Origin of the sequence: Paraburkholderia unamae (assembly GCF_003096875.1) — a bacterium.
In the GTDB taxonomy this organism is placed as follows: domain Bacteria; phylum Pseudomonadota; class Gammaproteobacteria; order Burkholderiales; family Burkholderiaceae; genus Paraburkholderia; species Paraburkholderia unamae.
Genome location: NZ_QEOB01000004.1, coordinates 100,437 through 126,177, shown reverse-complemented (window position 1 = coordinate 126,177; position 25,741 = coordinate 100,437). Strand labels below are relative to the sequence as shown.

At 68.9% G+C, this 25,741-nt stretch carries 22 protein-coding genes; 7 read left to right on the top strand and 15 right to left on the bottom strand.

Annotation, left to right across the window (positions count from 1 at the left end):
• Window positions 1-15: 15 nt before the first annotated feature.
• The 7 genes from C7402_RS10000 (at window position 16) to C7402_RS09970 (ending at window position 7,106) form a co-directional block, all read left to right on the top strand.
• On the top strand, window positions 16-1,119 hold the full coding sequence (locus tag C7402_RS10000) for an ATP-binding protein (protein ID WP_244314807.1): 1,104 nt from the start codon (window positions 16-18) through the stop codon (window positions 1,117-1,119).
• Entirely contained in the window at window positions 1,088-2,509 is a 1,422-nt protein-coding gene (locus C7402_RS09995) for a sensor histidine kinase (RefSeq protein ID WP_116610534.1), read from the top strand. Before C7402_RS10000 ends, C7402_RS09995 begins: the two co-directional genes overlap by 32 nt.
• Window positions 2,506-4,026, top strand: a complete 1,521-nt coding sequence (locus C7402_RS09990; protein ID WP_116610533.1) for an ATP-binding response regulator — start codon at window positions 2,506-2,508, stop codon at window positions 4,024-4,026. Before C7402_RS09995 ends, C7402_RS09990 begins: the two co-directional genes overlap by 4 nt.
• A gap of 55 nt (window positions 4,027-4,081) precedes the next feature.
• Window positions 4,082-4,552 carry a GNAT family N-acetyltransferase gene (locus C7402_RS09985; RefSeq protein WP_116610532.1) on the top strand — a complete coding sequence of 157 codons (471 nt, stop codon included), beginning with the start codon at window positions 4,082-4,084 and terminating at the stop codon, window positions 4,550-4,552.
• 144 nt (window positions 4,553-4,696) lie between these two features.
• A complete protein-coding gene (locus C7402_RS09980) occupies window positions 4,697-5,074 on the top strand; it encodes a DUF2306 domain-containing protein (protein WP_112170611.1) in 378 nt (125 codons plus the stop codon).
• Entirely contained in the window at window positions 5,074-6,240 is a 1,167-nt protein-coding gene (locus tag C7402_RS09975; RefSeq protein WP_165841854.1) for a sensor histidine kinase, read from the top strand. Before C7402_RS09980 ends, C7402_RS09975 begins: the two co-directional genes overlap by 1 nt.
• On the top strand, window positions 6,237-7,106 hold the full coding sequence (locus tag C7402_RS09970; protein WP_112170613.1) for a LytR/AlgR family response regulator transcription factor: 870 nt from the start codon (window positions 6,237-6,239) through the stop codon (window positions 7,104-7,106). The genes C7402_RS09975 and C7402_RS09970 overlap by 4 nt, the downstream gene beginning before the upstream one ends.
• A 30-nt stretch (window positions 7,107-7,136) precedes the next feature.
• Here the strand turns inward: C7402_RS09970 and C7402_RS09965 are convergent, their stop codons facing one another.
• From C7402_RS09965 to C7402_RS09895, 15 genes are all read right to left on the bottom strand, one after another.
• On the bottom strand, window positions 7,137-7,892 hold the full coding sequence (locus C7402_RS09965; protein WP_116610530.1) for an ABC transporter ATP-binding protein: 756 nt from the start codon (window positions 7,890-7,892) through the stop codon (window positions 7,137-7,139).
• The gene (locus C7402_RS09960) at window positions 7,883-9,742 is read right to left on the bottom strand and encodes a branched-chain amino acid ABC transporter ATP-binding protein/permease (protein WP_116610529.1); all 1,860 of its coding nucleotides are present in this window, start codon (window positions 9,740-9,742) and stop codon (window positions 7,883-7,885) included. Before C7402_RS09960 ends, C7402_RS09965 begins: the two co-directional genes overlap by 10 nt.
• A 3-nt stretch (window positions 9,743-9,745) precedes the next feature.
• The gene (locus C7402_RS09955; RefSeq protein WP_112170616.1) at window positions 9,746-10,645 is read right to left on the bottom strand and encodes a branched-chain amino acid ABC transporter permease; all 900 of its coding nucleotides are present in this window, start codon (window positions 10,643-10,645) and stop codon (window positions 9,746-9,748) included.
• A gap of 16 nt (window positions 10,646-10,661) precedes the next feature.
• Window positions 10,662-11,867, bottom strand: a complete 1,206-nt coding sequence (locus C7402_RS09950; RefSeq protein ID WP_116610528.1) for a branched-chain amino acid ABC transporter substrate-binding protein — start codon at window positions 11,865-11,867, stop codon at window positions 10,662-10,664.
• Window positions 11,868-12,234: 367 nt separating this feature from the next.
• A complete protein-coding gene (acs, locus tag C7402_RS09945) occupies window positions 12,235-14,175 on the bottom strand; it encodes an acetate--CoA ligase (RefSeq protein ID WP_116610759.1) in 1,941 nt (646 codons plus the stop codon).
• 59 nt (window positions 14,176-14,234) lie between these two features.
• Window positions 14,235-14,813 carry an acetate uptake transporter gene (locus C7402_RS09940; protein ID WP_112170618.1) on the bottom strand — a complete coding sequence of 193 codons (579 nt, stop codon included), beginning with the start codon at window positions 14,811-14,813 and terminating at the stop codon, window positions 14,235-14,237.
• 250 nt (window positions 14,814-15,063) lie between these two features.
• Window positions 15,064-16,029: a chemotaxis protein gene (locus tag C7402_RS09935; protein WP_112170619.1), complete on the bottom strand. Its 966-nt coding sequence runs from the start codon at window positions 16,027-16,029 to the stop codon at window positions 15,064-15,066.
• Between the two features lie 118 nt (window positions 16,030-16,147).
• A complete protein-coding gene (locus C7402_RS09930) occupies window positions 16,148-18,475 on the bottom strand; it encodes a sensor domain-containing phosphodiesterase (protein ID WP_116610527.1) in 2,328 nt (775 codons plus the stop codon).
• Between the two features lie 240 nt (window positions 18,476-18,715).
• Window positions 18,716-19,000, bottom strand: a complete 285-nt coding sequence (locus C7402_RS09925) for a hypothetical protein (protein ID WP_112170621.1) — start codon at window positions 18,998-19,000, stop codon at window positions 18,716-18,718.
• Window positions 19,001-19,021: 21 nt separating this feature from the next.
• Complete coding sequence (locus C7402_RS09920; RefSeq protein WP_244314806.1) at window positions 19,022-19,582, bottom strand: hotdog family protein; 561 nt, start codon at window positions 19,580-19,582, stop codon at window positions 19,022-19,024.
• Window positions 19,579-20,400: a beta-ketoacyl synthase chain length factor gene (locus C7402_RS09915; RefSeq protein WP_116610526.1), complete on the bottom strand. Its 822-nt coding sequence runs from the start codon at window positions 20,398-20,400 to the stop codon at window positions 19,579-19,581. Before C7402_RS09915 ends, C7402_RS09920 begins: the two co-directional genes overlap by 4 nt.
• Entirely contained in the window at window positions 20,397-21,638 is a 1,242-nt protein-coding gene (locus C7402_RS09910) for a beta-ketoacyl-[acyl-carrier-protein] synthase family protein (RefSeq protein ID WP_116610525.1), read from the bottom strand. Before C7402_RS09910 ends, C7402_RS09915 begins: the two co-directional genes overlap by 4 nt.
• A 31-nt stretch (window positions 21,639-21,669) precedes the next feature.
• Window positions 21,670-22,530: a polysaccharide deacetylase family protein gene (locus C7402_RS09905; protein WP_224042925.1), complete on the bottom strand. Its 861-nt coding sequence runs from the start codon at window positions 22,528-22,530 to the stop codon at window positions 21,670-21,672.
• Window positions 22,527-25,085, bottom strand: coding sequence for an MMPL family transporter (locus tag C7402_RS09900; RefSeq protein ID WP_116610524.1), 2,559 nt, complete (start codon window positions 25,083-25,085; stop codon window positions 22,527-22,529). Before C7402_RS09900 ends, C7402_RS09905 begins: the two co-directional genes overlap by 4 nt.
• Window positions 25,085-25,711 carry an outer membrane lipoprotein carrier protein LolA gene (locus C7402_RS09895; protein ID WP_112170625.1) on the bottom strand — a complete coding sequence of 209 codons (627 nt, stop codon included), beginning with the start codon at window positions 25,709-25,711 and terminating at the stop codon, window positions 25,085-25,087. Before C7402_RS09895 ends, C7402_RS09900 begins: the two co-directional genes overlap by 1 nt.
• Window positions 25,712-25,741: the final 30 nt, after the last annotated feature.

The following is a 25,741-nucleotide window of genomic DNA, read 5'->3' as shown; positions in this document are numbered from 1 at the left end:
GGCTCCGGCGGCGGCATGCATCGATCCTTCGAGATCAGCGACGCGAGCAGCGTGGCCTATGCGCGGCGCGGCGCGGCCGAGGCCGCGCGCAGCGCCGCGCTCAACGAGACCGATGCCGGACGTCTCGCGATCGTGCTGACCGAAGCGGCCACCAACATCCTCAAGCACGCCGGGCACGGCGAGTTGCTCGTGCGCGCGCTCGAAGGCGCGGTCGAACTGATCGCGCTCGACCGGGGCCCCGGCATGACCGACCTGGGCGCCGCGCTCACCGACGGCCACTCCACGGCCGGCACGGCGGGCACGGGGCTCGGCGCGATCCGGCGGCTCTCCAGCCAGTTCGCGCTTTACTCGCAGCCGGGCGCGGGCGTCGTGCTGCGCGCCCTCGTGCACGCGAGCGGCGCGGGCGCGACGCATGCCGCGCGCGCCAGCCCCGAGATCGGCGCCGTGTGCGTGCCCTACCCCGGCGAGGAAGTCTGCGGCGACGGCTGGCAGGCGCAGGCCGACCAGAGCGGCTTCACGCTTGCCGTCGCCGACGGCCTCGGCCACGGCGCGCAAGCGCACGAGGCCGCAGCCGCCGCGCTCGACGTGCTGCGCCGCCGCGCGGGCCTCGCGCCCGCGGCGCTCATGGAGCTTTCGCACGCTGCGCTGCGCCCCACGCGCGGCGCGGCGCTCGCGCTCGTGCGCCTCGATCTCGCGCGCGGCGCGCTTGCGTTTTGCGGCACCGGCAACATCTCGGCCGTCGCGTACGGCACGAGCCACCCCGTGGAAAGCCGCGCGGCGCGTTCCGCGAGCGGCAGCGCCGGTGCGAACGCCGCCGCGCGCGAAAGCTACCAGCTCGTGTCGCGCAACGGCATCGTCGGCCATACGATGCGCGGCACCCAGGAGTTCGAGGTTGCCTGGGGTGCGAACGCGCTCCTCATCCTGCACTCGGACGGCATCGGCACGCGCTGGGACCTCGCAGCGTGGCCCGGCCTCGCCAACCAGCCGGCGGTCGTGATCGCGGCCGTCCTCTACCGAGACTTCGCGCGCCGCCGCGACGACGCCACCGTCGTCGTGGTGCGCGCCCGCCCCGGAGTACAGTTGACCCATGAATACGCCCCTGCTGCGCATCCGGCTTGACACCGCCCAGGACGTCGTGGTCGCGCGCCGCCGCGCGCGCGAGCTCGCGGCCGGGCTCGGCTTTTCGCCGCTCGACCAGACCCGTATTGCCAGCGCCGTTTCCGAGATCGCCCGCAATGCCTTCGAATACGCGGGCGGCGGCGAAGCGACCTTCGCACTCGAAGGCGAGGGGCCGCGGCAAGCGCTCGGCGTGGAAGTGCGCGATCGCGGCCCCGGCGTGCGCGACCTCGCGGCCGTGCTCGACGGCACGCAAGCGTGCACGCCGATGAACGGTCCGGGCCCGGGCCTCGGCATTACGGGCAGCCGCCGTCTCATGGACCGCTTCGACATCCGTTCCGAGCCGGGCGCGGGCACGACGGTCGCGATGGCGCGCCTCTTGCCCGCCGAGCGGGCCGAAGTGCGCGGCGCGGAGCTGGAGCGTATCCTGCGCGAAGTCTGCGAGCGCGATCCACGGGACGATTCGCTGGCCGAAGTCCAGCAGCAGAACCGCGAACTGGTCTCGACGCTCGACGAACTGCGCGAGCGCCAGGACGAACTCGCGCGCCTCACCCAGGAGCTGGAGGCGACCAATCGCGGCGTGGTCGCGCTCTATGCGGAGCTCGACGAGCGCGCCGAGGAACTGCGCCGCGCGGACCTGATGAAAACGCGCTTTCTCTCCAACATGAGCCACGAGCTGCGCACGCCGCTCAGCTCGATCCGCGCGCTCGCCAACCTGCTGCTCAACCGGCTCGACGGCGAGCTGAGCGTGGAGCAGGACCGCCAGGTCCGGCTGATCCTTTCGTCTGCGGAAACGCTCGGCGAAACCGTGAACGACCTGCTCGACCTGGCCAAGATCGAAGCGGGCAAGACCGAAGTTTCGCCCGCGTGGTTCGACCCCGCCGACCTCTTCGCCGCGTTGCGCACGATGCTCACGCCGTTGCTCGACACGCCCCACGTGACGCTCGAATTCGCCGCCACGGCAGGCCTGCCGCTCCTTTACACCGACGAACCGAAGCTCACGCAGATCCTGCGCAACTTCGTCTCGAACGCGCTCAAGTACACCGAGCGCGGCCATATCCGCGTGGGCGCGCAGTGCGAATCTGGCGAACCCGGCGGAGCGCCTGGCGAGCACATCACGTTCTTCGTGGCGGACACGGGCATCGGAATTGCTCCGGAACACCACCAGATCATCTTCGAGGAATTCGGCCAGGTGCAGAATCTTCTCCAGCAACGCGTGAAGGGCACGGGCCTCGGGCTGCCGCTGTGCCGCAAGCTCGCCGCGCTGCTGGGCGGCGAAGTGGGCGTGGACAGCGAGCCAGGCGTTGGCTCGACGTTTCGCGTGAGCGTGCCGGTGCACCTTGCCGCGCCGGTCGAAGACGAACCTGAAACGTCGGACGGCGCCACGCCATGAACGCGCCTACCACGCTGATCCTCAACGTCGACGACAACGAGGGCGCACGCTACGTGAAGTCGCGCGTGCTGCGTCACGCGGGCTTCGCCGTGATCGAGGCCGCCACCGGCCAGGGCGCGCTCGAAGCCGTGCGCGAGCAGGCGCCGGCGCTCGTGCTGCTCGACGTGAAGCTGCCCGACGTCAGCGGCATCGAAGTGTGCCGCCTCATCAAGTCCGACCCGCTGACCAACTCGACGCTCGTGCTGCAAACCTCGGCTGCGGCGGTGCAAACGCGCGACAAGATCCTGGCGCTCGACGGCGGCGCGGACAGCTACCTCACCGAGCCCGTCGATCCCGCCGAGCTGGTGGCCAACGTGCGCGCGCTGCTGCGCCTTTACGCCGCCGAAAAGGCGCTGCGCGACGCCGACCGCCGCAAGGACAGCTTTCTCGCGACCCTCGCGCACGAGTTGCGCAACCCGCTCGCGCCCATTCGCAACGCGATCGAGCTGCTCGACCCGCGCCACGGCGCGAACGACGCCATGCGCGCCGACGCGCGGCAGATCGCAAGCCGCCAGGTCCAGCACCTCGGCCGTCTCGTCGACGACCTGCTCGACGTGTCGCGCATTTCGCACGGCAAGATCGCGCTGCAAATGAGCACGCTCGACCTGCGCGAGATCGTGGATATCGCCGTGGAAACGAGCCGCCCGTTCCTCGACGCGAAGTCGCAGCAACTCACGGTCGAGATCGACTGCCAGCCTTGCCACGTGACGGGCGACGCGATCCGCGTGGCGCAGATCATCAGCAATCTGCTCTCGAACGCCGCGAAGTACACGGCCGAAGGCGGCGCGATCACGCTGCGGCTCGAATCGGACGCGTTCGAGGTGGCGATCCACGTGCGCGACAACGGCATCGGCATCGCGCCCGACGAGCTGCCCTACGTGTTCGAGCTCTTCATGCAGTCGCGCGACGCGCTCAAGCGCGCCGACGGCGGCCTCGGCATCGGTCTCGCGCTCGTGCGCGAGCTGGCCGAGCTGCATGGCGGCTCGGTGCGCGCGCATTCCGACGGCATCGACCGCGGCTCGGAGTTCGTCGTGCGCCTGCCGATCGCGCAAGCGCCGCAATGCGCGTCGGCAAACACCCAGTCGCCCCAGACCGCCGCGCAACCCGAGCCGCCGCGCCGCCGCGTGCTGATCGCCGACGACAACATCGACTCGGCGGCGTCGCTGCTCATGCTGCTCGAACTCGAAGGCCACGACGTGCGCGTGGCCCACGACGGCCCGGCCGCGCTCGCGCTCGCGCAAAGCTTCCTGCCCCACGTGGCGATACTCGACATCGGCCTGCCAGGCATGGACGGCCACGCCGTCGCCAAGGCGCTGCGCGCCGCGCCCGCCACCGCGCGCGTGCTGCTGATCGCGCTCACGGGCTATGGCCAGGCGCGCGACCGCGAGGCCGCGAGCGAGGCGGGTTTCGACCGGCATCTCGTCAAACCGGCGTCGTTCGACGAAATCCTGCGCGAAATCGGCAGAGCGCCGGTCTAGCTGAGGTACGCTGTGCGGTCCGTTTCCTGAGTTTCCTTCTTCCGGGGAAGACCGCATGGATGTGCGCCCGATCGACGTTCAAGACCTCGAACTGATTTGCCGGCACCGCGAAGCGATGTTCCGCGAGGCGGGCCGCGACGAGGCCGCACTGCGCTCGATGACCACGCACTTTCGCGCATGGCTCGCGCCGCGTCTGGCCAGCGGCGCGTATTTCGGCTATGTGCTGAGCGAGCGCGGCGCGGCGCTCGCGGGCATCGGGCTCATGTTGATCGACTGGCCGCCGCATCCTCTGCATCCCGAAACGGATCAGCGCGGGTATGTGCTCAACGTCTACGTGGAGCCCGAGGCGAGGCGCCGCGGCCTTGCGCGCACGCTGATGACACTCGCCGACGAAGCGTTCGCGCAACGCGGAGTGACGTACGCGATATTGCATGCCACCGAGCAGGGGCGGCCGCTTTATCAAGGTCTCGGGTGGAGCGGGACGACCGAGATGGCAAAGGCGCTCGACGCCTATCCGCCCGCCTGACTCGCTTCATCGATCCACTCGCGCCCTGCCGCCCACCCTTCGCGCCGCCTTTCCCGCGCTTCGTCGCAAACCGCTCGCCCGCCCTTCCCCCGCCCTCCACACTGCGGCCATCGAGTCTCCTCGACCTGCAAACGGAGGGCCAGCATGCCTGTCATCGTTGCCGCACACGTCGTCACCGCGACACTTTCTGTCATACTCGGAACCGCCGTGATGCTGACCGAAAAAGGCGGCGCACGGCACAAATGGCTCGGCCGCCTCTGGGCGCTGACGATGTGCGCCACCGCGCTCATTTCGTTCGACATCCGCGAGCTGCATCCGGGGCATTTGTCCTGGGTACACGGGCTGTCGCTGCTCACGTTCGCGAGCCTCGCGCGTGCGATCTGGGCGATCCGCCACGGCAACGTGCGCGGCCATCGCCGGGCCATGCGCGGTTCGTTCTTCGCCCTCGTCGCGGCCGGGGTCGCCGCCGTCGCGACGCCGCACCGGCTGCTCAACCTCATCGTCACCGGCTGGATTGCATGATGCCTGGCACGCACGTCGAGTTTCCGAATGCCGCCGCCCGCCTGAGCCCGCCGGCCGCCCATGTCCTGCTCGCCGGGTTCGCGCGCGAAGGCGTGATCGTCGTGATCGGCAACGCGCTGATCGCCTTCGCGCTCACGGCCGCCGGCATCGGCAAAGGCAAAGGCTTCTTCGACAACTTCGTGTTCAGCGAGGCGATCGGGATCTCGATCATGCTGCTGCTCGGCGTCGGCCGCTTCGTTTTACAGCGCCGCAATGCGCTCACGGTCCCGCGCCTCGCCCTGGTGATGGTGCTCGCCATCGTGTTCGGCGCCGCGCTCGGGCGCGGCATCGCCAGCCTCTTGCTGGGGCTCGACGTGCGCCGGACGTTCGCGGCGAAGGATCTCGCCCTGACCGGCTGGATCGCGCTCAGCGCCACACTGATCGCCACGTGGTACGGCTGGTCGCGCACGCGCATCGCGGAGCTGAGCGAGCAGGTCGCGCGCACCGCCTGGCAGAAGGAAGCCGCCGAGCGCACCGCGCTCGGCGCGCGCCTGCAAGCGCTTCAGGCGCAGATCGAACCACACTTTCTGTTCAACACGCTGGCGACGCTCGACAGCCTGATCGCCTCCGACCCGCCGCGCGCCCGCGAATTGCTCGCGAGCCTCAACCGCTTTCTACGCGCGACGCTGGAGGCCTCCCGCACGCAAAGCGAAACGCTCGCGCTCCAGTTCGCGGTGCTCGAATCGATGCTCGCCGTGCATGCCATGCGGCTCGGCCCGCGCCTCGCCTACGCCTTCGATTTGCCACGCGATTGCGTGAAGCTCGCGGTGCCGCCCATGCTGTTGCAGCCGCTGGTGGAGAACGCGCTCAAGCACGGCATTCAGGGCGCGGTCCAGGGCGGACGGATCGACGTGAGCGCCCGGCGCGACGGCTCGCATGTCGAACTGAGCGTCGCGGACACGGGCGCGGGCTTTGGCGCGACGCCCGGCACGCAGGGCGCGGGCGTCGGCCTCGCGAACGTGCGCGAGCGGCTCGCGGCGCTCTATGGCGAGAACGCCTCGCTCACGCTGATCGAGAACGCGCCGCACGGACTCATTGCGCGCGTGCGGCTGCCCGCTCACGATGCGGACGACGCGGGCAACTCCGGCGCGCCCGGCAACGCGGGAGCCACGGGAACCACGCCATGAAACGCCGCGCGCCCGCCCATGCCGCGCCCACCGCGCCCACCGCGCTGATCGCCGAAGACGAGCCGCTGATCGCCGCCGCGCTCGAACGCGAACTGGCGCACGCGTGGCCGGATCTGCATATCGCGGCGAGCGTCGGCAACGGCCATGACGCCATCGAGCGCATTGGCGCGCTCGCGCCCGATGTGGCCTTCCTTGACATCGCCATGCCGGGCGCGAGCGGCCTCGACGTCGCGCGCGCGTGCGCGCAACTCGCCGCGCCGCCGCAAATCGTGTTCGTGACGGCCTTCGACGCCTACGCGCTGGAAGCCTTCGACGCCGCGGCCATCGACTATCTGCTCAAGCCCGTCGAGGCGGCGCGGCTCGCGCGCACGGTGGAGCGGCTGCGAGAGCGGCTCGCGCGATCTTCCGGGAGCGCGGCGGGCGAGCCGGGAACCGCTCCGCAGATGCAAGCCGACCTTCAGCGCGTGCTGCGCCAACTGGAAACGATCACGCAGGACGTGCGCGAAGCGCGTGCGGGCGCGCAGGCTCGTTCAGGCCCGGCGCCGCTGCGTTATCTGCGCGCCTCCAGCGGCAACGACATCCGCATGGTTCCGGTGGAAGATGTTCTGTACTTCGAAGCCGCCGACAAATATGTCGTGGTCACGACGCACGGCGGCGAGCTGCTGATCCGCACGAGCCTGCGCGAGTTGTGCGAGCAACTGGACCCCGCGCGCTTCTGGCAGGTGCACCGCAGCACCGTGGTCAACGTGGATCAGGTGGAAAGCGCCTCGGTCAGCGCGCTCGGGAAGATGACGCTGCGCCTGCGCGGCCACGCCGGCGCGCTCGCGGTGAGCCGCCAGTACGCGCATTTGTTCCGGCAGATGTGAGCAGATGTGAGCGGCTTTGGGCGCGATGCGCTACGCCTGCCCCGGCGGTAACGCACTGCCGCCCAGATACGTCGCGCGCACGCGGTTGTCGCCCGCCAGCTCGCTCGACGAACCCGAAAGCGCCACACGGCCGCCCTCCAGCACGTAAGCCCGGCTCGCGATGCGCAGCGCCTGGCGTGCGTTCTGCTCCACGAGCAGAACGGCTGTGCCCGCGCTGCTGATGCGCGCGATCACCTCGAAAATGCCGCGCACGAGCTTGGGCGCCAGGCCCATGGATGGCTCGTCGAGCAGCACGAGCTTCGGCTTGAGCATGAGCGCCCGCGCAATGGCGAGCATTTGCTGTTCGCCGCCGCTCAGCGTGCCGGCAAGCTGGTCCTTGCGCTCGTGCAGTCGTGAAAATGTTTCGTAGGCCTGTGCAATCCCTTGATCGAGCGCGGCAGCGTCGCGCCGCAGCAGGTAGCCGCCCAGGCGCAAATTCTCCTCCACGGTGAGGCCGCCGAAAATACGCCGCCCCTCGGGCACGTGCCCGATGCCGAGCGCGACGACGCGATGCGACGGCAACCCGACGAGCGCCTGCCCCTCGAACGCGATCGTGCCGCCACGCGGGCGCAGCAGCCCGGAGATCGTGCGCAGCGTCGTCGTCTTGCCCGCGCCGTTGGCCCCGAGCAGCGCGACGATCTCGCCCGGCCCGACATCGAGCGAGATGCCGTGCAGCGCTTCGATGTTGCCGTAGTTCACGCGCAGGTCGCGAACGTCGAGGAGCGGGTTGCCCGCGCCTAGCTCCATAGCGACTTCTCCCCGCCGGTGGCATCGGGCCCGTCGTCTTCCTCGGCTGTACCCAGATAGGCGTCGATGACCACGGGATCGTTCTGGATCTGCGCGGGCGCGCCCTCGGCGATGATCTCGCCGTGGTCCATCACGATGATGCGGTCCGACACACCCATCACGAGCGCCATGTCGTGCTCGATCAGCAGCACCGTCACGCCCAGGTCGCGAATGCGGCGGATCTGCGCCATCAACGCGTGCTTTTCAGTGGGATTCATGCCCGCGGCCGGTTCGTCGAGCAGCAGCAGGCGCGGCTGGCTCGCCAGCGCACGCGCAATTTCGAGCCTGCGCTGATCGCCATACGGCAGGTCCGAAGCATATTCGCTCGCGCGCGCGCCGAGCCCCACTAGATCGAGCCAGCGCTGGCCCAGCGCCCCGTGCTCCGCCGCTTCGTTGCGCGCGGCGCGCGTGCCCAGCAGTTCCGCCACGAAGGGCGTGTGCAGACGGTGATCCATGCCGATCAGCACGTTCTCGAACGCGCTCATGTGGTTGAACAAGCGGATGCCCTGAAACGTGCGCGCGATGCCGCGATGCACGTTGCGGTGCGGCGCGCCGCCCACAAGCGGCTCGCCGCGCCAGACAAGGCGTCCGCCGGTGGGCCGGATCACGCCGGTCAGACAATTGAACACCGTGGTCTTGCCCGCGCCGTTCGGGCCGATCAGCGCGAGGATCTCGCCGCTGCGTACCTCGAAGCTGATGCCGCCTATGGCGCGCACGCCGCCAAAGCGGCGTTCGAGACCGTGCACTTCGAGCAGCGTTTCGCGCGCGGTGGCGGCGTCGATCGCGCTGGTGTCGGCAATGGCGACGGCCGGCGCGCTTTCGTGCCCCGCCGCTTCCGCCGCCTCCGCCTCGTGGGCCACCCTCTCCTCCTCGGGCCGGGGCGCCGCGCGCCGCACGTGCGCGGGCCACAATCCTTGCGGGCGCAACAACATGAGCACGACGAGCGCCACGGCGAAGCCGAAAATGCGCCACAGGTTCAGGAAGCGCAGCAGCTCCGGCAGCCCCGCCACGATCACCGCGCCGAGTATCACGCCGGGAATGCTGCCGCGCCCGCCCATCACCACGACGATGAGAATCGTGACCGACTGGAGATAGGTGAACGCCGTGGGATCGATGGTGCCGAAGCGCGCGGCGAAGAGACTGCCCGCCAGCCCGCCGATCAGCGCGCCCATCACGTAGGCGAGCATTTTCGCGCGCAGCGTCGCGACGCCCACCGCTTCCGCTGCGGCCTCGTCTTCGCGAATGCTGGTCCACGCGCGCCCCAGGCGCGAGCGCCCAAGGCGCACCGCGAACACCAGCACCACGATGAAAAACGCCATGCCGAGCAGATACACCGCGCGCGGCGAACTGATCTCGTAGCCGAACAGGCTGGGCGGCTCGATGCCGTAAATGCCGTTCGGTCCGCCCGTGATGTCGAGATTGGTCGCGACGATACGCGTGATCTCGCCAAAACCGAGCGTGACGATGGCGAGATAGTCGCTGCGCAGCCGCAGCGTGGGATAGCCGATCACGATGCCCGAAACGCCCGCGAACGCGATGCTGAACGGCAGCGTTTCCCAGAACGTGAAATGCAGCAGCGTTTCGAGCAGTGCGGTGGTGTACGCGCCGATAGCGAAGAAGGCCGCGTAGCCGAGGTCGAGCAACCCCGCATAGCCCACCACGATATTGAGCCCGAGGCCGAGGATCGCATACGTGATGATGGTGAGCCCGACATCGACGATATAGCCGCTCGCGAACGAGGGAATCGCGATCGCCGCCGCGATCAGCACGATGGCGGCGACCCATGAGGTCTGCGAAGCCCGCGCGCGCATCGCTCACATCCTCTCGACAACGCGCTCGCCGAACAACCCCGTCGGCTTCACCACGAGCACGGCGATCAATACGCCGAACACGAACACGTCGGTCCATTGCGAGGACACATAGCCCGCGCCGAACGCCTCCAGCAGCCCGATCAGGAAGCCGCCCACCATCGCGCCCGGAATGTTGCCGATACCGCCCAGCACCGCCGCCGTGAACGCACGCAGCCCGAGCACGAAGCCCATGAAGAAGTTGATCTGCGTGTAGAAGAGACCTTCCATCACGCCCGCCACGGCGGCCAGCGCCGAGCCGATGAAGAACGTGAGCTGGATGAGCCGCTCGACGTCGATGCCCATGAGGCGCGCCGCGTCCTGGTCGATCGCGAGCGCGCGCATGGCCGTGCCGATAAACGTATGGTGTACGAACAAATAGAGCGCGATCATGAGCGCGAAGCTCGCCGCGACGATGCCGATCTGCGCGAAGGTCACGTGCACCTGCATCACGTCGAAGCCCGTATGCGTGAGCAGATGCGGATAGGTGCGAAAGCCCGCGCCATAGGCGATCAACACGCCGTTCTCCAGCAGCAGTGAAATGCCTAGCGCGGTGATGAGAATGGACAGGCGCGGCGCGCGCAAGAGCGGCTGGTAGGCCACCCGTGCGATCGCCACGCCCAGCACGCCCGTGGCCAGCATGGCCGCCGCGAAAGCCACGAACAGCGCCAGCGCGAGCGGCAGGCGCCCGGCCGCGAGCGTGGAGAGCGCGGTCCAGCCCACGAACGCGCCCACCATGAAGAGATCGCCGTGCGCGAAGTTGATGAGCCGGATGATGCCGTAGACCATCGTGTAGCCGAGGGCGACGAGCGCGTAGAACGAGCCGATCGTCAGCCCCTCGACGACGAACTGGAGAAAGGTGCTCATGGGCGGCCCGGGGCGCTTACTTCATCGCCACCCACTTGCCGCTTGCATCCTGCCGCTGATACGGCTCGAACTGGTCGTTGCGCACGATGATCGTGATGTACACGGCGCGGCTGCGATCGCCCTTCGGATTGAAGCCGATCTGCCCGGTGAGGCCCGGATAATTCGTGATCTTGTGCAGCGCCGCAGCGATATCGGCGGGCTTGGTCGATTTCGCGTCGGCAATCGCCTTGGCCGTCACGCCCACGGCGTCGTATTCATACACGGAATACGGTCCCGGCCCTTGCCCATAGGTCTTCGTGTACTGGTCCACGTAGTCGTGCGCGCCCGAAAGGAACTGCGCGAGCGGCGAGGTCGTGATGATCATGCCGTCCGCGGCCGGGCCCGCCGTCTTCATGAGCGTCGGGTCGTTGGTGGCGTCGCCGCCCATGAAGGTCATTTTCAGGCCCACCTGGCGTGCTTCCTTGACGAGCAGGCCCGCTTCGGAGAAATAACCCGTGTAGTAGATCACGTCCGGCTTGAGCGACGAAACCTTGGTGAGCGTGGGCGAATAATCCATCTGGCCCGGCGTGATCGAGTCGGCGTAGACCACGTCCACGCCCATCTTCTTGAGCGCTTCGACCGTGTTCTGCGCGAGGCCCTTCGAGTAGGTCGTGTTGTCGTCGATCACCGCCGCGCGCTTCACGTTCAGCGCGTTCTTCATGAAGCTCGCCGCGAAGGGCCCTTGCTGGTCGTCGCGGCCTATCGTGCGAAACACCGTGTCGTAGCCCATTTCGGTGAGCTTGGGATTGGTCGAGGCGTCAAGCACGTAGGGAATCCCGGCCCGGTGGAACGCGGTCAACTCGGGCAGCGCCGCGCTCGAACAATAGCCGCCCGCCACGGCCACCACACCCGCGTCCACGAGTTTCTGCGCGGCCTGTACCGCCGTTTGCGCGTCGCACGCGTCGTCCTCGGGCACGAGTTCGATCTGCTTGCCGAGCACGCCGCCCGCCGCGTTGATCTTCGCGGCGGCGAGCTTCGCGCCGTTCACGATATCCGTGCCGGCAGCAGCGCTGCTGCCCGAAAGCGGCACGGGCACGCCGATCTTGATGGTCTGGCCATACGCGAGACCCGGCACGAGGCCCGGCGCGAGCGCGGCCAGCGCAAAAAGGGCGGCGCCTAACGTTGCGTGCAACGTGCCCCGCTGGCGGGGTGCGTCGGGCGTGCCATTGTTCTGAAGATTCATGTGAGCGGCTCCTGACTATGGACCCGACCGGGCGATGCCGCAACGCAGGCGAGCCCGCGCGGTCAGTTAGCAAAACGAAATAATTCGTCCGGTACGAGACCCCGCGAACGTCGCGCGCTCATGGCGTGCGGCCTGCAAGGGAACCCGGCGCATCATGACTTATCCATGATAGGTGCCCGCGACCGTTTAACTGGTATAGGGTATGCGCGTATACAAACCGCGTGCGCGCGGAGCGCCGCGAGGCAACTTTGTATACACGCGCAGAGCGGGAGAATGGGGACCGCCGTGCCGGGCGAAGCTATCTGCGGTATTGCACCGCGGCGCGCTCAAAGACGTTTGTGAACGTTTTTGAGCGCATTCGCCTCTCTCAGTGCGCCACGCGATGGTCGATCAACTCCTTCACCACGCGCGGGTCGGCCAGCGTCGAAACATCGCCCAGGTTTTCATACTCGCCATCGGCGATCTTGCGCAGAATGCGACGCATGATCTTGCCAGAACGCGTTTTCGGCAACACCGGGGCCCACTGGATGAAATCGGGGCTCGCGATCGGCCCGATCTCCTGGCGCACGCGCGCCACGAGCGCCGCGCGCAGCGCATCGCTCGGCTCCACGCCCGCCTTCAGCGTCACATAGGCATAGATGCCCTGCCCCTTGAGCGAATGCGGAAAGCCTACTACGGCCGCTTCCGCCACGTCGGGGTGCGAGACCAGCGCGCTCTCCACCTCCGCCGTCCCCAACCGGTGCCCCGAGACGTTCACCACATCGTCGATACGCCCCGTGATCCAGTAGTCGCCATCGGCGTCGCGGTAGCAGCCGTCGCCCGTGTAATACTTGCCTTCGAACTGGCTGTAATAGACCTGACGCATGCGCTCGGGGTCGCCGTAGACGTAGCGCATTTGCCCCGGCCACGAGTCGAGCATGCAGAGGCTGCCGGCCGCCGGGCCGTCGAGCACGTTGCCCTTTTCGTCGACGATCGCCGGGCGGATGCCGAAGAACGGCCGCGTGGCCGAGCCCGGCTTGAGCGTGGTCGCACCCGGCAGCGCCGTGATCATGATGCCGCCCGTTTCGGTTTGCCACCAGGTATCGACAACGGGGCAGCGCTTGTCGCCCACCACTTCGTAATACCAGAGCCACGCCGCCGGATTGATCGGCTCGCCCACCGTGCCGAGCAGGCGCAGCGACTTGCGCGAAGTGCGCTTGACCGGCCCCTCGCCGTCGCGCACGAGCGCGCGAATGGCCGTGGGCGCGGTGTAGATGATCTGCACGTTGTGCTTGTCGCACACCTGCCAGAAGCGCGAACTGTCGGGATAGTTCGGCAAGCCTTCGAACATGAGCGTGGTCGCGCCGTTGGCAAGCGGCCCGTAGACGATGTAGCTGTGCCCCGTCACCCAGCCCACGTCGGCCGTGCACCAGTACACATCGCCGTCGTGATAGTCGAAAACGTACTGATGCGTGAGCGACACATAGGTCAGGTAGCCGCCCGTGGTGTGGACAACGCCTTTGGGCTTGCCCGTCGAGCCGGAGGTGTAGAGGATATACAGCGCATCTTCGGCGTTCATTTCCTCCACCGGACAATCCGCAGGACTCCGATCGATCAGTTCATGATACCAGTGGTCGCGCCCTTCGCGCCAGTCGATCTTGCCACCCGTGCGCCGTACCACCACGCACGCGCTCACCTCGGGGCATTTCGCCATGGCGGCGTCGGCGCTGGCCTTCATTGCGATCGTGCGGCCGCCGCGCACGCCTTCGTCGGCCGTAATGACGAGCGTCGAAGCGCAGTCCTGAATGCGGTTGGCAAGCGCCTCGGGCGAGAAGCCGCCGAACACCACCGAATGGATCGCGCCGATGCGCGCGCAGGCGAGCATCGCCACCGCGGCCTCGGGAATCATCGGCATATAGATCGTCACGCGCTCGCCGCGCTTCACGCCCAGCGACTTGAGCGCATTGGCGAACTTGCACACCTCGGCATGCAACTCGCGATACGTGATGGTCCGGCTCACCGCGGGATCGTCGCCCTCCCAGATGATGGCGGGCCGCTCGCCGTGCGCGGCCACATGCCGGTCGAGACAGTTGCTCGATACGTTGAGCGTGCCGTCGTAGAACCAGCGTATGTGCAGGTCGCGGCTCGCGAACGAGACGTCCTTCACGCGGGTGTACGGTTTGATCCAGTCGAGCCGTTTGCCCTGTTCGCCCCAGAACGCTTCGGGGTCCTCGGTCGAGCGGCGGTACATCGCTTCATAACCGGCCTGGTCGACCCATGCCTTCGCGGCCCATTCCGCGGAAGGCGGAAAGACCAGATGCTCATCCATGACGTGCTCCTCGGGATGAAGCGCCGCCGGGCGCGATGGCGCGGCGGCGCCGGAAACGCTCAAGCCGCGTGCGGATGCGGTTCGATGTAGGGATGCGTGGGCAGCACGGTGCGCCCAAAGCTTTCGTTGATCACCATGGCCGCCGACGCGTAGAACGCCAGCGCCGCCGTGACGAGCCCCGCATAGCCGCCCAGACGCGTGATGGCCGTCATGTCGGTCCAGATGCCAATGGCCAGTAGTCCGAAGGTAATCCACAGCGCGAGAAACACGAGTTGCACCGACGTACTCGTGTGCATGGAGCCAATCCACATATAGAACGTGAACACGCCCCAAACGAGCAGATACCAGCCAACGAACGACTCGGGCACCTTCGTGCCGAGGAACCCGACGAAAAGCGCGAAGGACCACCAGAACGCGCCGTAGCTCAGGAACGCCACGGTGCCGAGGGTATTGCCGCGCGGAAACTCCATGACGCCCGCGATCATCTGTGCGGTGCCGCCAAATGCAAACGCGAGCGCGAGCACGAGGCCCATCGCATCGGCGCTGTACCAGCCCGCGTTGATCATGCTGAGCATCCACGTGGTGAATGCGAAACCGGCGAGGCCCAACGGCGCCGGATTGGAAAGCTTGCCGCCCATGGTTGTCCTCCTTGCGCCGGTCGGCAACCCGTTGCACGGCCGCATGCGCGCAAAATAAGTGCACCTTCGTGCATTATAGTCAATACATCACAACGTGATATATTTACCGATAATGACGCGGTAAAGGATGCGCATACGACGTACCTGGGCGGTACTCATCTGAGGAAAGCGTTCGTGTGTTCGAACGGGAGACGGAAAGAAGGAGCGCGCCGGAGCGTCGCGCTCCGGCGCATGCATCATGGCGATGCGATCAGGCGTAAACCGTTTTTCCCGCCAGCGCGTTGCGAATCGCGCCGGCGAGATCGCCCGCGGCGAATTTCGCCACATAGCCGCTCGCGCCCGCGTTCTTCACGTGCGCTTCGTTCGCGGTGCCCGTGAGCGACGAGTGGATCACCACGGGAATGTCCACGGTGCGCGGGTCCGCCTTGATCTTGCGCGTCAAGGTGAAGCCGTCCATCTCCGGCATTTCGAGGTCGGTGAGCACGAGCGCGATGCGGTCCTTCGCGCGCAAGCCTTCGCGCTCCGCGCTCGTCGCGATCGCTTCGAGCTGCTTCCACGCTTCGAGGCCCGTTTTCGCCATCGTGTACTCCACGCCCAGGGCGCTGAGGCTCTGCCCGATCAGCTCGCGCGCGAAGCCCGAGTCGTCGGCCGCCAGCACCTTCGCGCCCGGCGGAATCACCGCGGGCTCGCCCACTTCCTCCGGCACGACTGCGCCATGCTGCGCCGGGAACACGTCGCGCAGCACCTGCTCCACGTCCACCACCTGCACGAGCTTCGTGCTCTCGGGATCGTTGCCGAGCCGCGCGATGCTCGTCACGCGGTTGCCCATCGTCACGTCGGCGGTGAGCACCTGGCTCCATTCGAGCCGCACGATCTCGTCCACGCTTTCGAGCGCGAAGCCCTGCGTGGAGCGCGCGAATTCCGTGACGAGCAAAATGTTGCGGCCCGTGGCCGGTTCGCAGCCCATCAGCTTGGGCAGGTCGATCACGGGCATCACCTGGCCCCGGATGTTGGCCGCGCCGAGCACATAGGGGGACGATGCCGCGATCGGCGTGATCGCCGGCATGCTCAGGATTTCCCGCACCTTGAAGACGTTGATGCCGAAAATCTCGCCCACCTCGCTGCCCGGCGCCGCGCCGAGCCGGAACAGCAAGAGTTCGAACTGGTTCGTGCTCGTCAGGCGGGTTCGTTCGTCGATTGCGAAGCCGCTTTCCATGATTCCCTCGTGTCTCTGTCGTGTGATGTGATGCGTCCGGCACCTCAATCGTCTACGGCCTGGCACGGGAAATCTTGAGGCTTGTGCGCAAGGCCGCCCGTGCCGGATCAAGTTTGACTCACGCGTCCTCCCGCACGCGCTGCGCGCCATGCTCGCGCAGCAGCGCCGCGCAGGCCTGCGCGCTCACCGGCTTGCCGAACAGGTAGCCCTGCTGACGCTCACAGGCAAGCGAGCGCAGAAACGACGACTGCTCGGTCGTTTCCACGCCTTCGGCCGTCACCCGCATGCCGAGCGAGTGCGCCATCGCCACGACGGCCTGGGTGATCGCCACCGAGTCGCGATTGTCCGGCAGGCCCGCCACGAACGTGCGATCGACCTTCAGGTGATGCAGCGGAAAGCGCTTCAGATACGAAAGCGACGAATAGCCCGTGCCGAAGTCGTCCACCGAGATGCGCACGCCAATGTCGTCGAGCGCGCGCAGGATGGGCAGCACGCTCTGGTTGTCGCTCATGAGGATGCCCTCTGTGATCTCCACTTCGAGCGCCTCGGGCGCGAGGCCCGATTTCGCGAGACAGCTTTGCACCTGCTCGACCACGCCGTCGGCGATCTGGCGCGGCGAGAAGTTGACGGCCATCACAAAGTCGGGCGCGAGCAGGCGCCGCCATTGCGCGGCCTGGCGGCACGCGTGTTCGAGCACCCACTGGCCGATGGGCACGATCATGCCGGTGTCCTCAGCCACGGGGATGAACTCCACCGGCGACACGTGGCCAAGCTCGCCGCTTTCCCAGCGCAACAGCGCTTCCGCGCCGATCATGAGGCCGCTCGCGCCGTCGACGATAGGCTGATAGACGAGCCGCAGCTCGCCCGCGGCGAGCGCCCGGCGCAAACCCCGCTCCACCTGGAAGCGGCGTTGCAGGCGCTGGCGCAGCTCGGTCGTGAAGAACTGGAACTGGTTGGTGCCGCGCTGCTTGGCGGCGTACATCGCCGAGTCGGCGTTGCGCATGAGCGCGGCGGCGCTGCGGCCGTCGTCGGGATACACGCTGATGCCGATGGAGGCGCCCAGGTAATACTCGTTGCCCGCCACCGCGAACGGCGCGGCAATGGCGTCGAGCACGCGCTGCGCGAGCGCGACCAGCTCGGCCACGTCGTCGAAGCGCCGCACGGCGATCACGAATTCGTCGCCGCCCACGCGGGCGAGCGTATCGGCCTCGCTCACGCAGCCGGTCAAACGCCGGCCCACGTCGCGCAGCAGCAGGTCGCCCGCCTCGTGGCCGCCCGTGTCGTTGACCTTCTTGAAGCCGTCGAGATCGACGAAGAGGAGCGCGGGCCGCTCCGTGCCGCTCGCGCTTTCGAGCAGCGCATGCATGCGCTCGGCGAGGAAGGTGCGGTTGTAGAGGCCCGTGAGCGCGTCGCGCGTGGCGAGGTAGCGCAGTTGCTGCTGCGCCTCGCGCACCGGCCCGATGTCGGTGAACGAGACCACCACGGAAATCGCCTCGCTCTCGCCCGCCCGGAAGATCGGCAGCACGTTCTCGTTCACCCACACGACCTCGCCGTCGGCAAGCTCAAGCCCCACGGTCTCGCCGAGCACGGCCTCGCCCGTGTCCAGCGCCCGCATGCTGGGACGCTTCGAGAGCGGCAAGGGCACGCCGTTTTCGTCGAGCACGCGCGGGATCAGATGCAGGATGCTGCGGCCGATGGCGTCCTCGGGCAGGCGCAGAATGCGCCGTGCGCTGCGGTTGCAGGCGAGCACGGTGTCGTTGCGCGACTGCATCACGACGCCTTCGTTGAGGTGGTCCACCACGAGGCGGTGGTGCTCCTCGCTGCGCGCGAGCCGCTCGGCGATGGTCTGCTGGTTGAGCATGACCGCCACGCTGCGGGCGATGTCGCACAGCAGCGCCTCCTCGGCCGCATTGGGCCGCCACGGGCGGTTCTGGTAGACGGCGAGCGCGCCGAGCACGCCGCCGTTGTCGTCGTCGAGCGGCGTGGTCCAGACCGCGCGCAGCCCGCTGTCGAGCGCGATGCGCCGGTATTCGCCCCACGTGTGCGCCGCCTCGAAGTCCTCCACGCAAACCGTGCGCCGCTCGTAGATGGCCGTGCCCGTGGGGCTCGTGCCGGGCCCCACGGGCGTGCCGTCGAACGCGGCGTGATAGTGCGCGGGCAACGACGGCGCGCTGCCGATGCGCAAGCGCCGCCCGTCGCCGTCGAGCCGCAGGATCGAGCAGTTCGCGCCCGCGCCCAGCAGCCGCTCGGCGCGGCAACACACCTCGGCCAGCAACTCCGGCAGCGGCATGCCGCGCGACACGAGGCGCAGCACGCCGCGCTCGGAGGCGAGCGCCTCGTCAGCCCCGCTCGCGCGGTTCACGCCGTTCGACGCTCCCTGCACTCCCGCCTGAACGTCCCATGATCCCGCTGCGCCGAACGCTCCCGCCGCTTCGGAATTGACCATACCCTCGTCCCCTCTTGTTGCCGTGGCGCGCACCGCGCGCCTGAAGCCCGTACCCGGTTCGATCTCAAGTGTGGTGCGCGGCGCACCGCCTGCCGCCAGGCGAGCGATGGGGCCGCCCCTGCATTAACGGCAGGGGCGGCGGGATCTTGAAGCGTGGGGGAAATACAAACGACGGGGAGCGTCAAGCGCCCAGCCGCGGCGGGAGGGAAGCGGGGATGAGCGTCGGCGCGCAGGGAGGGGTTAAGCCTCGCCCCGCTCGTCCTTGCCATCCTTGTGGAACACGCGCCTGGTCGCGCGCTTGGTGGCCTCGTAACCTTCGCGCGACGCATGCGCGATACCGTGGCCCACGGCCTTCGCCGCGCTCGCGGTGGCGTGGCCGAAGTCGCGCGCGGCGTGGCCGGTTTTCGTGGCCGCCTCCTTCGAATCGTGCTTGATATTCTCCTTCACTTCGTGGAGATCGGCGTGCGCCATCGAGCTCGCCATGCCGAGCACGAGGGCCGCGAGTATGAACCGTTTGGCTTTCATCGTAGGCTCCCTTTGAGGTTGTTATCGAATGACCGCGGACGCGTCGAGCATCACCGCCGCGCGTCCCGTGAGCAGCACGCGGTCGTCGCCGCGCACCGTAAAGGCGTAGAGAATGCTGTTGCCGGTGCCGCTCACGCGCTCGGCGTCGATCGTGAGCGGCGTGTCGAGCGTATCGAGCCGCTCGATGTGCGCCTGGACGTTGCGCACGCTCGCGAGATAGCCCACGCGCGGGCGGCCGGCCGGCGCGCCGTCGTGCGAGGCTTGCGAGTCTTGCAGCACGCCCAGTATCGCGCCGTGCACGGCCATGGCCTGCGCCGCGTACTCCACGCCGCAAACCGCCGAAAGACGCCCGCGCAGGCGCAGCGGGTTGTGCGGGTCGCGATGGCTCGTCGCCGTGCAGCAAATGCGCGTGTCGTCCCACGCCTGCACGGTGTCGAGCAGGCACATCGCGCCGCCGTGCGGGATGTGCGCGGCAATCCACGCGTGGTCCAGCGGCGCGTTCGCGACAGCATGAGGACCGTTCGAAGCGGCATGGGCGAGCACGTTCGCAAGCGCGCCCGGCAGGCCGGCCTGGGTCGTCATGGCTGCGCTCCGAAGGTCTCGGGCATCGACACCTCGAGTTGCACGCGCGTTTCGCTTTCGGGGAGATAGTCGATCACCACGCGGCCCGGGCGGCGTGCGGCCAGCGCTTCGAGCAGCGGCAGCGCGCGCGCGGCGGGATTGTTCCTGCGCAGCGCCTCCAGTTCGGTTGCGGCGAGCGTGCTCGCCTCCGCCTCGACAAGCGTCACGTCGATGCGCGCAAGCGCCGCCGGGCTCGCTTGCGGCGCGAGCACGAGCGCCACGCCAAACGCATCGGCAATGGGGCGCACCGCATGCAGCGGCTCGGGATAGTCGGTGTCGTAAGCGACGAGCAGGGTCGGCACGCCGTCCACCGCCACCTGGCACACGCTTTCGAGCAGTCCCGCCGCGAAGCTGCCGTCGTGCGCGCAAAGCACGTTCGACGTGGCCCGCGCGCGCGCCGCGATACTCCAGTAACCGGCGGGCGCGTTGTGCACGGAGTTGTGAAAGCGCGTGGGCGACAGCAGGCGATCGTCGCCCGCGAGCGCCTCGCAAATCACATGGCAGTTGTGACCGTCGCCGCCCGAGGCCGCGAACACGGCGGCCAGCGTGGTGGCGTCGCGCCCGCTCGCCGCCACGGCCTCGTGGCCCACGGCAAGCGCGGTCTTGACGACGGCGCCCGTGCGGCGGCGCTCGGCGGCGGGCAGCCCGGCGGGCGGCGGCAGCGCCGTCTGCGCACTCACGTACGGCGTGCGCGCGGCGAGCACCTCGGCGGCATGCGGCCAGTCGGCGAGCCCCGGCCCGATCACGCCAACGCTTTCGATAAAGGCGGAAAGTCTCATGACGTCTGTTCCCGATGTGCCGGACGTGCCGGATTCCCGCCGCGTGCGCGATCCGCGCGGCCGAGCACGAGGCTACAGTTCGTGCCGCCGAAGCCGAACGAATTGCTGAGCACCACGTCCACGCGCGCCTCGCGGCTCTCCAGAACATAGTCGAGGCCAAGCGCGGGATCGGGCTGCGCGGTGTTGACGCCCGCGGGCATGAAGCGATGGCGCAGCGCGAGCGCCGCGATCACGGCTTCGAGCGCACCCGCCGCGCCGAGCGTATGGCCGGTCGCGCCCTTGGTCGAGCTGCACGGCGTGCGCTCGAACAGCGCGCCGACCGCGCGGCTTTCGGCGGCGTCGTTGCTCGGCGTGGCCGTGCCGTGCAGGTTGATATAGTCGATCTCGCCCGCGCTCACGCCCGCGGTCGCGAGCGCCTGCTCCATCGCGGCGCGCGCGCCGAGCCCATCGGGATGCGGCGACGACATGTGATGCGCGTCACTCGATTCGCCCACGCCGAGCAGCAGGACCGCATCGTCGTCCGGCGTATCCGGCGCGCGTTCGAGCAGCGCGAACGCCGCTGCCTCGCCAATGGAGATGCCGTTGCGGTTCACGTCGAACGGACGGCACGGGTCGCGCGAGAGCAGTTCCAGCGAATTGAAGCCATATAGCGTTGTCAGGCACAGCGAATCGACGCCGCCCACCACCGCCGCGTCGATCAGCCCCGCTTCGATCATGCGGCGCGCGGAGCCGAACACCTTCGCCCCCGACGAGCACGCCGACGAGATCGACGTGGCCGGTCCGCGCAGCCCGAACCAGGCGCGCACGAAGGCGGCAAGCGAATACGGGTTGTGCGTTTCGGCGTAGTGAAAGCCCGGCGCGAGCGCGCCGCTTGGCGGGTCGCGCCGCCGGTACGCGTATTCGGTTTCGAGGATGCCCGAGGTGCTGGTGCCGACGAACACGCCCACGCGCGCGGCGCCATAGCGCGCGACGGCGGCTTCGACATGCTGTGCGAAGCCGTCCTGCGTGAAACCGAGTTGCGCGAGACGGTTGTTGCGGCACGCGTAGTCCGCGAGATCGGCGCGCATCGTTTGCGATTCGACGTCGGCCACCGCGCCTATCCACGTGTCGAGTTCCGCGCGCTCGAAGTCGCACGGCGCGAGGCCGCCGCGCCGGTCGCGCAGCGCGTCGAGCGTCGCGTCGAGCCCGCGCCCAAGGCAACTGGTGGCGGTGAAGTGCGAAAGAATCAGGGGTTTCACGTCGATCGTGTCCGGTGGCGCAGCGGTGGAATCAGGGTTGGTCGTCGAGGCACGCGCGCAGCGTCGTCCACGGCAAGCGGGCTTCGGCGGCAGCGCGCAGGAGCGCCGGCAGCACGTCGAGCACGAGCGGTTCGCCGCGCGCGTCGCGGGCCGCGTGGCCGTCGTGCACGAGCAGGATGTCGCGCGGCGCGAGGCCGTCGAGCAGGCGGCGCTCGACCGTGCCCGCGTCTTTCGCGCGCGTGTCGAAGCCGCGCCGCGTCCAGCTCGCGAGGTGCAGACCCAGGTCGCACAGCACGGGTTCGAGGAAGGGATTGCGCAGGCCCGCGGGCGCGCGAAAGAAACGCGGCGCGGTGCCCGCGATCTCGGTGAGCGTGCGCTGCGCCGCTTCGATTTCGCGCTTCATCGCGCGCGGCCCGGTGAGCGAAAACGTGTGACGGTGGCGCTGGCTATGATTTTCGACCGCGTGGCCGCGCGCGACGATCGCCTCGATCCACTGCGGATGCCGGCGCGCGAGGTCGCCGATGCAGAAGAACGTTGCGCGCGCATCGTAACGGTCGAGCAGGTCGAGCACGCGCGGCGTTACTTCGGGGTCCGGACCATCGTCGATGGTGAGCGCGATGCACTCGCCCGCATGTTCGGGCAAACGCGTCCAGTTGGGCCCGAGCAGCGCGCTGCGCGGCCACAACCCGGCGGCGGTCAACGCGAGATGCGAGGCGACCACGCCGCCTGCGGCCCACGGCCAGGCGTGCGGCTGCGCAAGCAGCGCGGCGGCCGCGCCCGCGTGCACCGCCGCCGCGCCGTAGATCGACGGCGCGGGTTTCCAGCGGCGCGCCGTGGCGCACGCGGGCGTCGGGACCGCGGACGGCCTGGAGGGCAGCATGGGCGTGCTCATGCGCTGCCTCCGTGCGAATGGTTCATATGCGCGTGTTCCTCGCGCGCGCGGGCGGGCCGGCGCTGCGCGAGGGAATCGCCGGAGGCGCGTGCGGGAACGCGCGCGGCGGCGCTGGCCTGCGCGAGCGGCGGCGCAAGAATCGCCGCGAACACGAGCGCGAGCATCGCGCCCGGCCCGACCGTCAGGCCGAACGTTTCGAGCAACGGCACATGGGAAAGCGCGAGCAGGCCGAAACCCGCCACCGTCGCGAGATTGGCGACCAGCAGCGAGACCAGCGTGCGCGGCGTCGCGCGCTGCGTACGGTCGTTGCGCGCCTGCTTGCAGAAGAACAGCGCATAGTTCGAGCCCACCGCCACGATGAGCAGCATGCCCACCAAGTGCAGGATGGTGAGCTGAACGCCCGCCAGCGTGAAGCCCGCCGCCACGACCAGCACGGCCGCCACAAGCGGCGCGAGCGCATGCGCCGCGCGCACGGGCGAGCGCAACGCGAGCGTGAGCAGGACGACAATGGCGGCGAAGCCCGCCAGCGACAGGCGAATGTCTTCGTGCACGTAGTTCACGTAGAGGCGGTCGGCCTCGGCTTTCATATCGACGAACAACGCGCCGGGCACGTTCGCGCGAGCGACGGCGTCGCTCACGGGCGTCGCGTCGAGGCTGGGCGTGTTTGTGGCCATGTTTACGGCCGCTGCGGCCTGCGGCGCACGCAGCGCCAGCATCGCGGTCCACTGGCCGTCGCGCCGGGTCAGCAGCCCGTCGACGGCCAGCGCCATCGACGTGCCCTTGAGGTCCGCGCGCGTAACGAGCGGCGCGGCGCGCGCGGCTTCGGCATCGGCGAGGAACGGCGCGAAGGCGTCGGGCTTCACGCTCACCGGCTGGTTCTGGATGGCTTCGTTCAGGCGCGCCGCCAGCACCTGGCGCTCCGGCAGACTCGCGAGACGCGCGCGCTGCATGGCGTCGCTCGGCAGATAGCGCGCCGGGCTCTCGAAACCGCCCAGCACGCCGCGATCGACGAGCGGCTGCAACTGCGCGCCGACCTTTTCCGCGCCTTCGAGCGCCGCTTGCTCGCTCGCGGCGGGAATCACCACGAGATAGCGCACGTCGGGCGCGCCCACGTCGGCGCGCAGGCGTGTGTCGAGCGCCTGGCTCGCGGCGGGCACCGGGCTCAGCGTGGCAAGCTCCTGACTCCAGAGGTCGCCGCGATGCAGCCACAGCGTGGCCACGGCGCCGAGCACGAGCGCCGCGAGCGGCCAGCGCAAGCGCGGCGCCCCCTGCGCGAGACGCGCCAGCACCGCGCCGATGCGCGAAACGTCGCGAATCGCGATCGTGCCGCCGCACAGCCTCGGCAGCACGAAGCGCGTGACGAGCGCGGCGCTCGCGAGGCCCGCGATCGAAAAGAGACCGAGTTGCACGAGGCCGGGGAAGCCCGAGAACAGCATCGAGGCGAAACCGCACACGGAGGTCAGCACGCCCAGGCGGATAGTCGGCCAGTAGGCGGCGAGCCACGCGCGCATCGTGTCCTTGCCCTGCTTCGCGTCCTGCGACGACTGCACGAACAGGTAGATCGAGTAATCCACGGCCTCGCCGATCAGCGTCGTGCCGAAACCGAGCGTCAACCCGTGCACGGTGCCGAACGCTAGCGCGACCGCCGCGATGCCGGCCGCCACGCCCGAAAGCACCGGCAGAAGGCCCAGCGCGAGCGTGCGCGGCGAGCGGTAGAGCGTGAGCAGCAGCGCGACGATGAGCACGAGGCTCAGCGTGGAGAGGCGCTCGACGTCGTGGCGAATGGCGTCGCGCGTGGCGACCCCGAACACGCCCGGCCCCGTCATCGACACCTGGTAGGCCGAAGCATTCGGCAAGGTGCGTGCGGCGGCTTCGAAGGCGCGCTGCACGGCCTCGATCGCGCGGGCCTGCGCGTCGGTGTCGGAGCCGGCGGCGGCCGTTTGCGCGACGAGCACGGCGCGCCGGCCGTCACGCGAGGCCCACACGCCGCCACGGCTCACGGGCTGCGCCGCGCTGTCGAGCTGGCCGACCAGCGCCGCCACTTCGCCCGTGGGGTCGCGCGGCAGCAGGTCCTTGGCAACGAACCCCGCCGACGAGCTCAACAAATCGAGGCTCTCGCCCAGCGCGTCGTGCATGCCCTGGGCGGTAAAGCGCTGCGGCGTGACCGCCGGGCTCAGCACGTAGCGGTGCGCGAACATGAACTGCTCGTCGCGTGCGTCGCTCTCGCCCGAGCCGTTGTGCACGGCCGCGAACTGCGGATCGGCGCGCAGGGTCGCGGCCACACGGCGCGACAGCGTGGCGCGCGTGCTCTCGTAGCCGCCGTCGATGGCGACGAGGATCAGCCGCGAAGCGAGGCCGTCGCGCAACTGGTCGACGAGCACGCGTTGCGTCTCGCTCGGCGAGCGCGGCAGGAACGCGGAAAGGTCGGCGCTGAAATTCGCGCGGCCGATCGCCACCGCGCACGCCACGAGGCACAGCAGCCATACCGCAACGGCGTGGCGTTGCACCGCCGCGAGGCCGCGTGCGATGGCGTTGGGGCGCGCTTGCGGGTCCATCAGTTCGTGTCCGCGGCAAGGGCGTGCAGGCGCATCAGCGAATGATCGCCGTCGGCCTGCTGGATCGCGACGCTGCGCAACGCGTCGCGCGTGCCGTCTATGGTGATCGCGCTCACCACCTTGCGCATGCGCGAATCGAGCGGCGTGAGCGTGAGGGTCCAGTCGTCGCCCTGGCCCGCGAGCGCGACCTTGTACACCTGTTCGAGCGCGAAGCGGTTGCCCGCGAGCGTCGCGCGAATGCTCTCGATAAATGCGCCCAGCTCGGGATAGCGCGCGAGCGAAAGCGTGTATTTGTGGTTCTCGCGCTGCACGGTGAGCATGTCGCCGTCCACCACGAGGTGCTCGGGCTTCGGGCTCTGCGTGATCTTTTCCAGATGATCGGGCGCGACGAACACGAGTTCTCCTGACGATTCCAGCGGCTGCGTGGCGATCGACAGGTATTTCGTTTCCGTGAAGCTCGCGCGGCCCGACTTGTGCTGCGCGAGCGTGGACATCAGGCGGTCGAGCGTCCAGGCGGACTGCCCGGCATCGGCTGCCTGCGCCTGCGCGAACGGCGCGAGCGCCAGCGCGACGAGCGCAGCGCTCGCCGCCGCGCGCAAGAACGAGGAAGGACGGAGCGCGTTCATGCGTCGGTTACCTCATGCACGGGCAGCTCG

What these genes read in the sequence shown, in the direction of transcription:
- C7402_RS09950 (WP_116610528.1), bottom strand. Translation starts at nt 11,867, where the DNA reads ATGAATCTTCAGAACAATGGCACGCCCGACGCACCCCGCCAGCGGGGC.
- C7402_RS09965 (WP_116610530.1), bottom strand. Translation starts at nt 7,892, where the DNA reads ATGGAGCTAGGCGCGGGCAACCCGCTCCTCGACGTTCGCGACCTGCGC.
- C7402_RS09995 (WP_116610534.1), top strand. Translation starts at nt 1,088, where the DNA reads ATGAATACGCCCCTGCTGCGCATCCGGCTTGACACCGCCCAGGACGTC.
- C7402_RS09975 (WP_165841854.1), top strand. Translation starts at nt 5,074, where the DNA reads ATGCCTGGCACGCACGTCGAGTTTCCGAATGCCGCCGCCCGCCTGAGC.
- C7402_RS09980 (WP_112170611.1), top strand. Translation starts at nt 4,697, where the DNA reads ATGCCTGTCATCGTTGCCGCACACGTCGTCACCGCGACACTTTCTGTC.
- C7402_RS09900 (WP_116610524.1), bottom strand. Translation starts at nt 25,085, where the DNA reads ATGGACCCGCAAGCGCGCCCCAACGCCATCGCACGCGGCCTCGCGGCG.
- C7402_RS09895 (WP_112170625.1), bottom strand. Translation starts at nt 25,711, where the DNA reads ATGAACGCGCTCCGTCCTTCCTCGTTCTTGCGCGCGGCGGCGAGCGCT.
- C7402_RS09905 (WP_224042925.1), bottom strand. Translation starts at nt 22,530, where the DNA reads ATGAGCACGCCCATGCTGCCCTCCAGGCCGTCCGCGGTCCCGACGCCC.
- C7402_RS09960 (WP_116610529.1), bottom strand. Translation starts at nt 9,742, where the DNA reads ATGCGCGCGCGGGCTTCGCAGACCTCATGGGTCGCCGCCATCGTGCTG.
- C7402_RS09935 (WP_112170619.1), bottom strand. Translation starts at nt 16,029, where the DNA reads ATGGAAAGCGGCTTCGCAATCGACGAACGAACCCGCCTGACGAGCACG.
- C7402_RS09940 (WP_112170618.1), bottom strand. Translation starts at nt 14,813, where the DNA reads ATGGGCGGCAAGCTTTCCAATCCGGCGCCGTTGGGCCTCGCCGGTTTC.
- C7402_RS09915 (WP_116610526.1), bottom strand. Translation starts at nt 20,400, where the DNA reads ATGAGACTTTCCGCCTTTATCGAAAGCGTTGGCGTGATCGGGCCGGGG.
- C7402_RS09970 (WP_112170613.1), top strand. Translation starts at nt 6,237, where the DNA reads ATGAAACGCCGCGCGCCCGCCCATGCCGCGCCCACCGCGCCCACCGCG.
- C7402_RS09930 (WP_116610527.1), bottom strand. Translation starts at nt 18,475, where the DNA reads ATGGTCAATTCCGAAGCGGCGGGAGCGTTCGGCGCAGCGGGATCATGG.
- C7402_RS09925 (WP_112170621.1), bottom strand. Translation starts at nt 19,000, where the DNA reads ATGAAAGCCAAACGGTTCATACTCGCGGCCCTCGTGCTCGGCATGGCG.
- C7402_RS09990 (WP_116610533.1), top strand. Translation starts at nt 2,506, where the DNA reads ATGAACGCGCCTACCACGCTGATCCTCAACGTCGACGACAACGAGGGC.
- C7402_RS09920 (WP_244314806.1), bottom strand. Translation starts at nt 19,582, where the DNA reads ATGACGACCCAGGCCGGCCTGCCGGGCGCGCTTGCGAACGTGCTCGCC.
- acs (WP_116610759.1), bottom strand. Translation starts at nt 14,175, where the DNA reads ATGGATGAGCATCTGGTCTTTCCGCCTTCCGCGGAATGGGCCGCGAAG.
- C7402_RS10000 (WP_244314807.1), top strand. Translation starts at nt 16, where the DNA reads ATGCATCGATCCTTCGAGATCAGCGACGCGAGCAGCGTGGCCTATGCG.
- C7402_RS09955 (WP_112170616.1), bottom strand. Translation starts at nt 10,645, where the DNA reads ATGAGCACCTTTCTCCAGTTCGTCGTCGAGGGGCTGACGATCGGCTCG.
- C7402_RS09985 (WP_116610532.1), top strand. Translation starts at nt 4,082, where the DNA reads ATGGATGTGCGCCCGATCGACGTTCAAGACCTCGAACTGATTTGCCGG.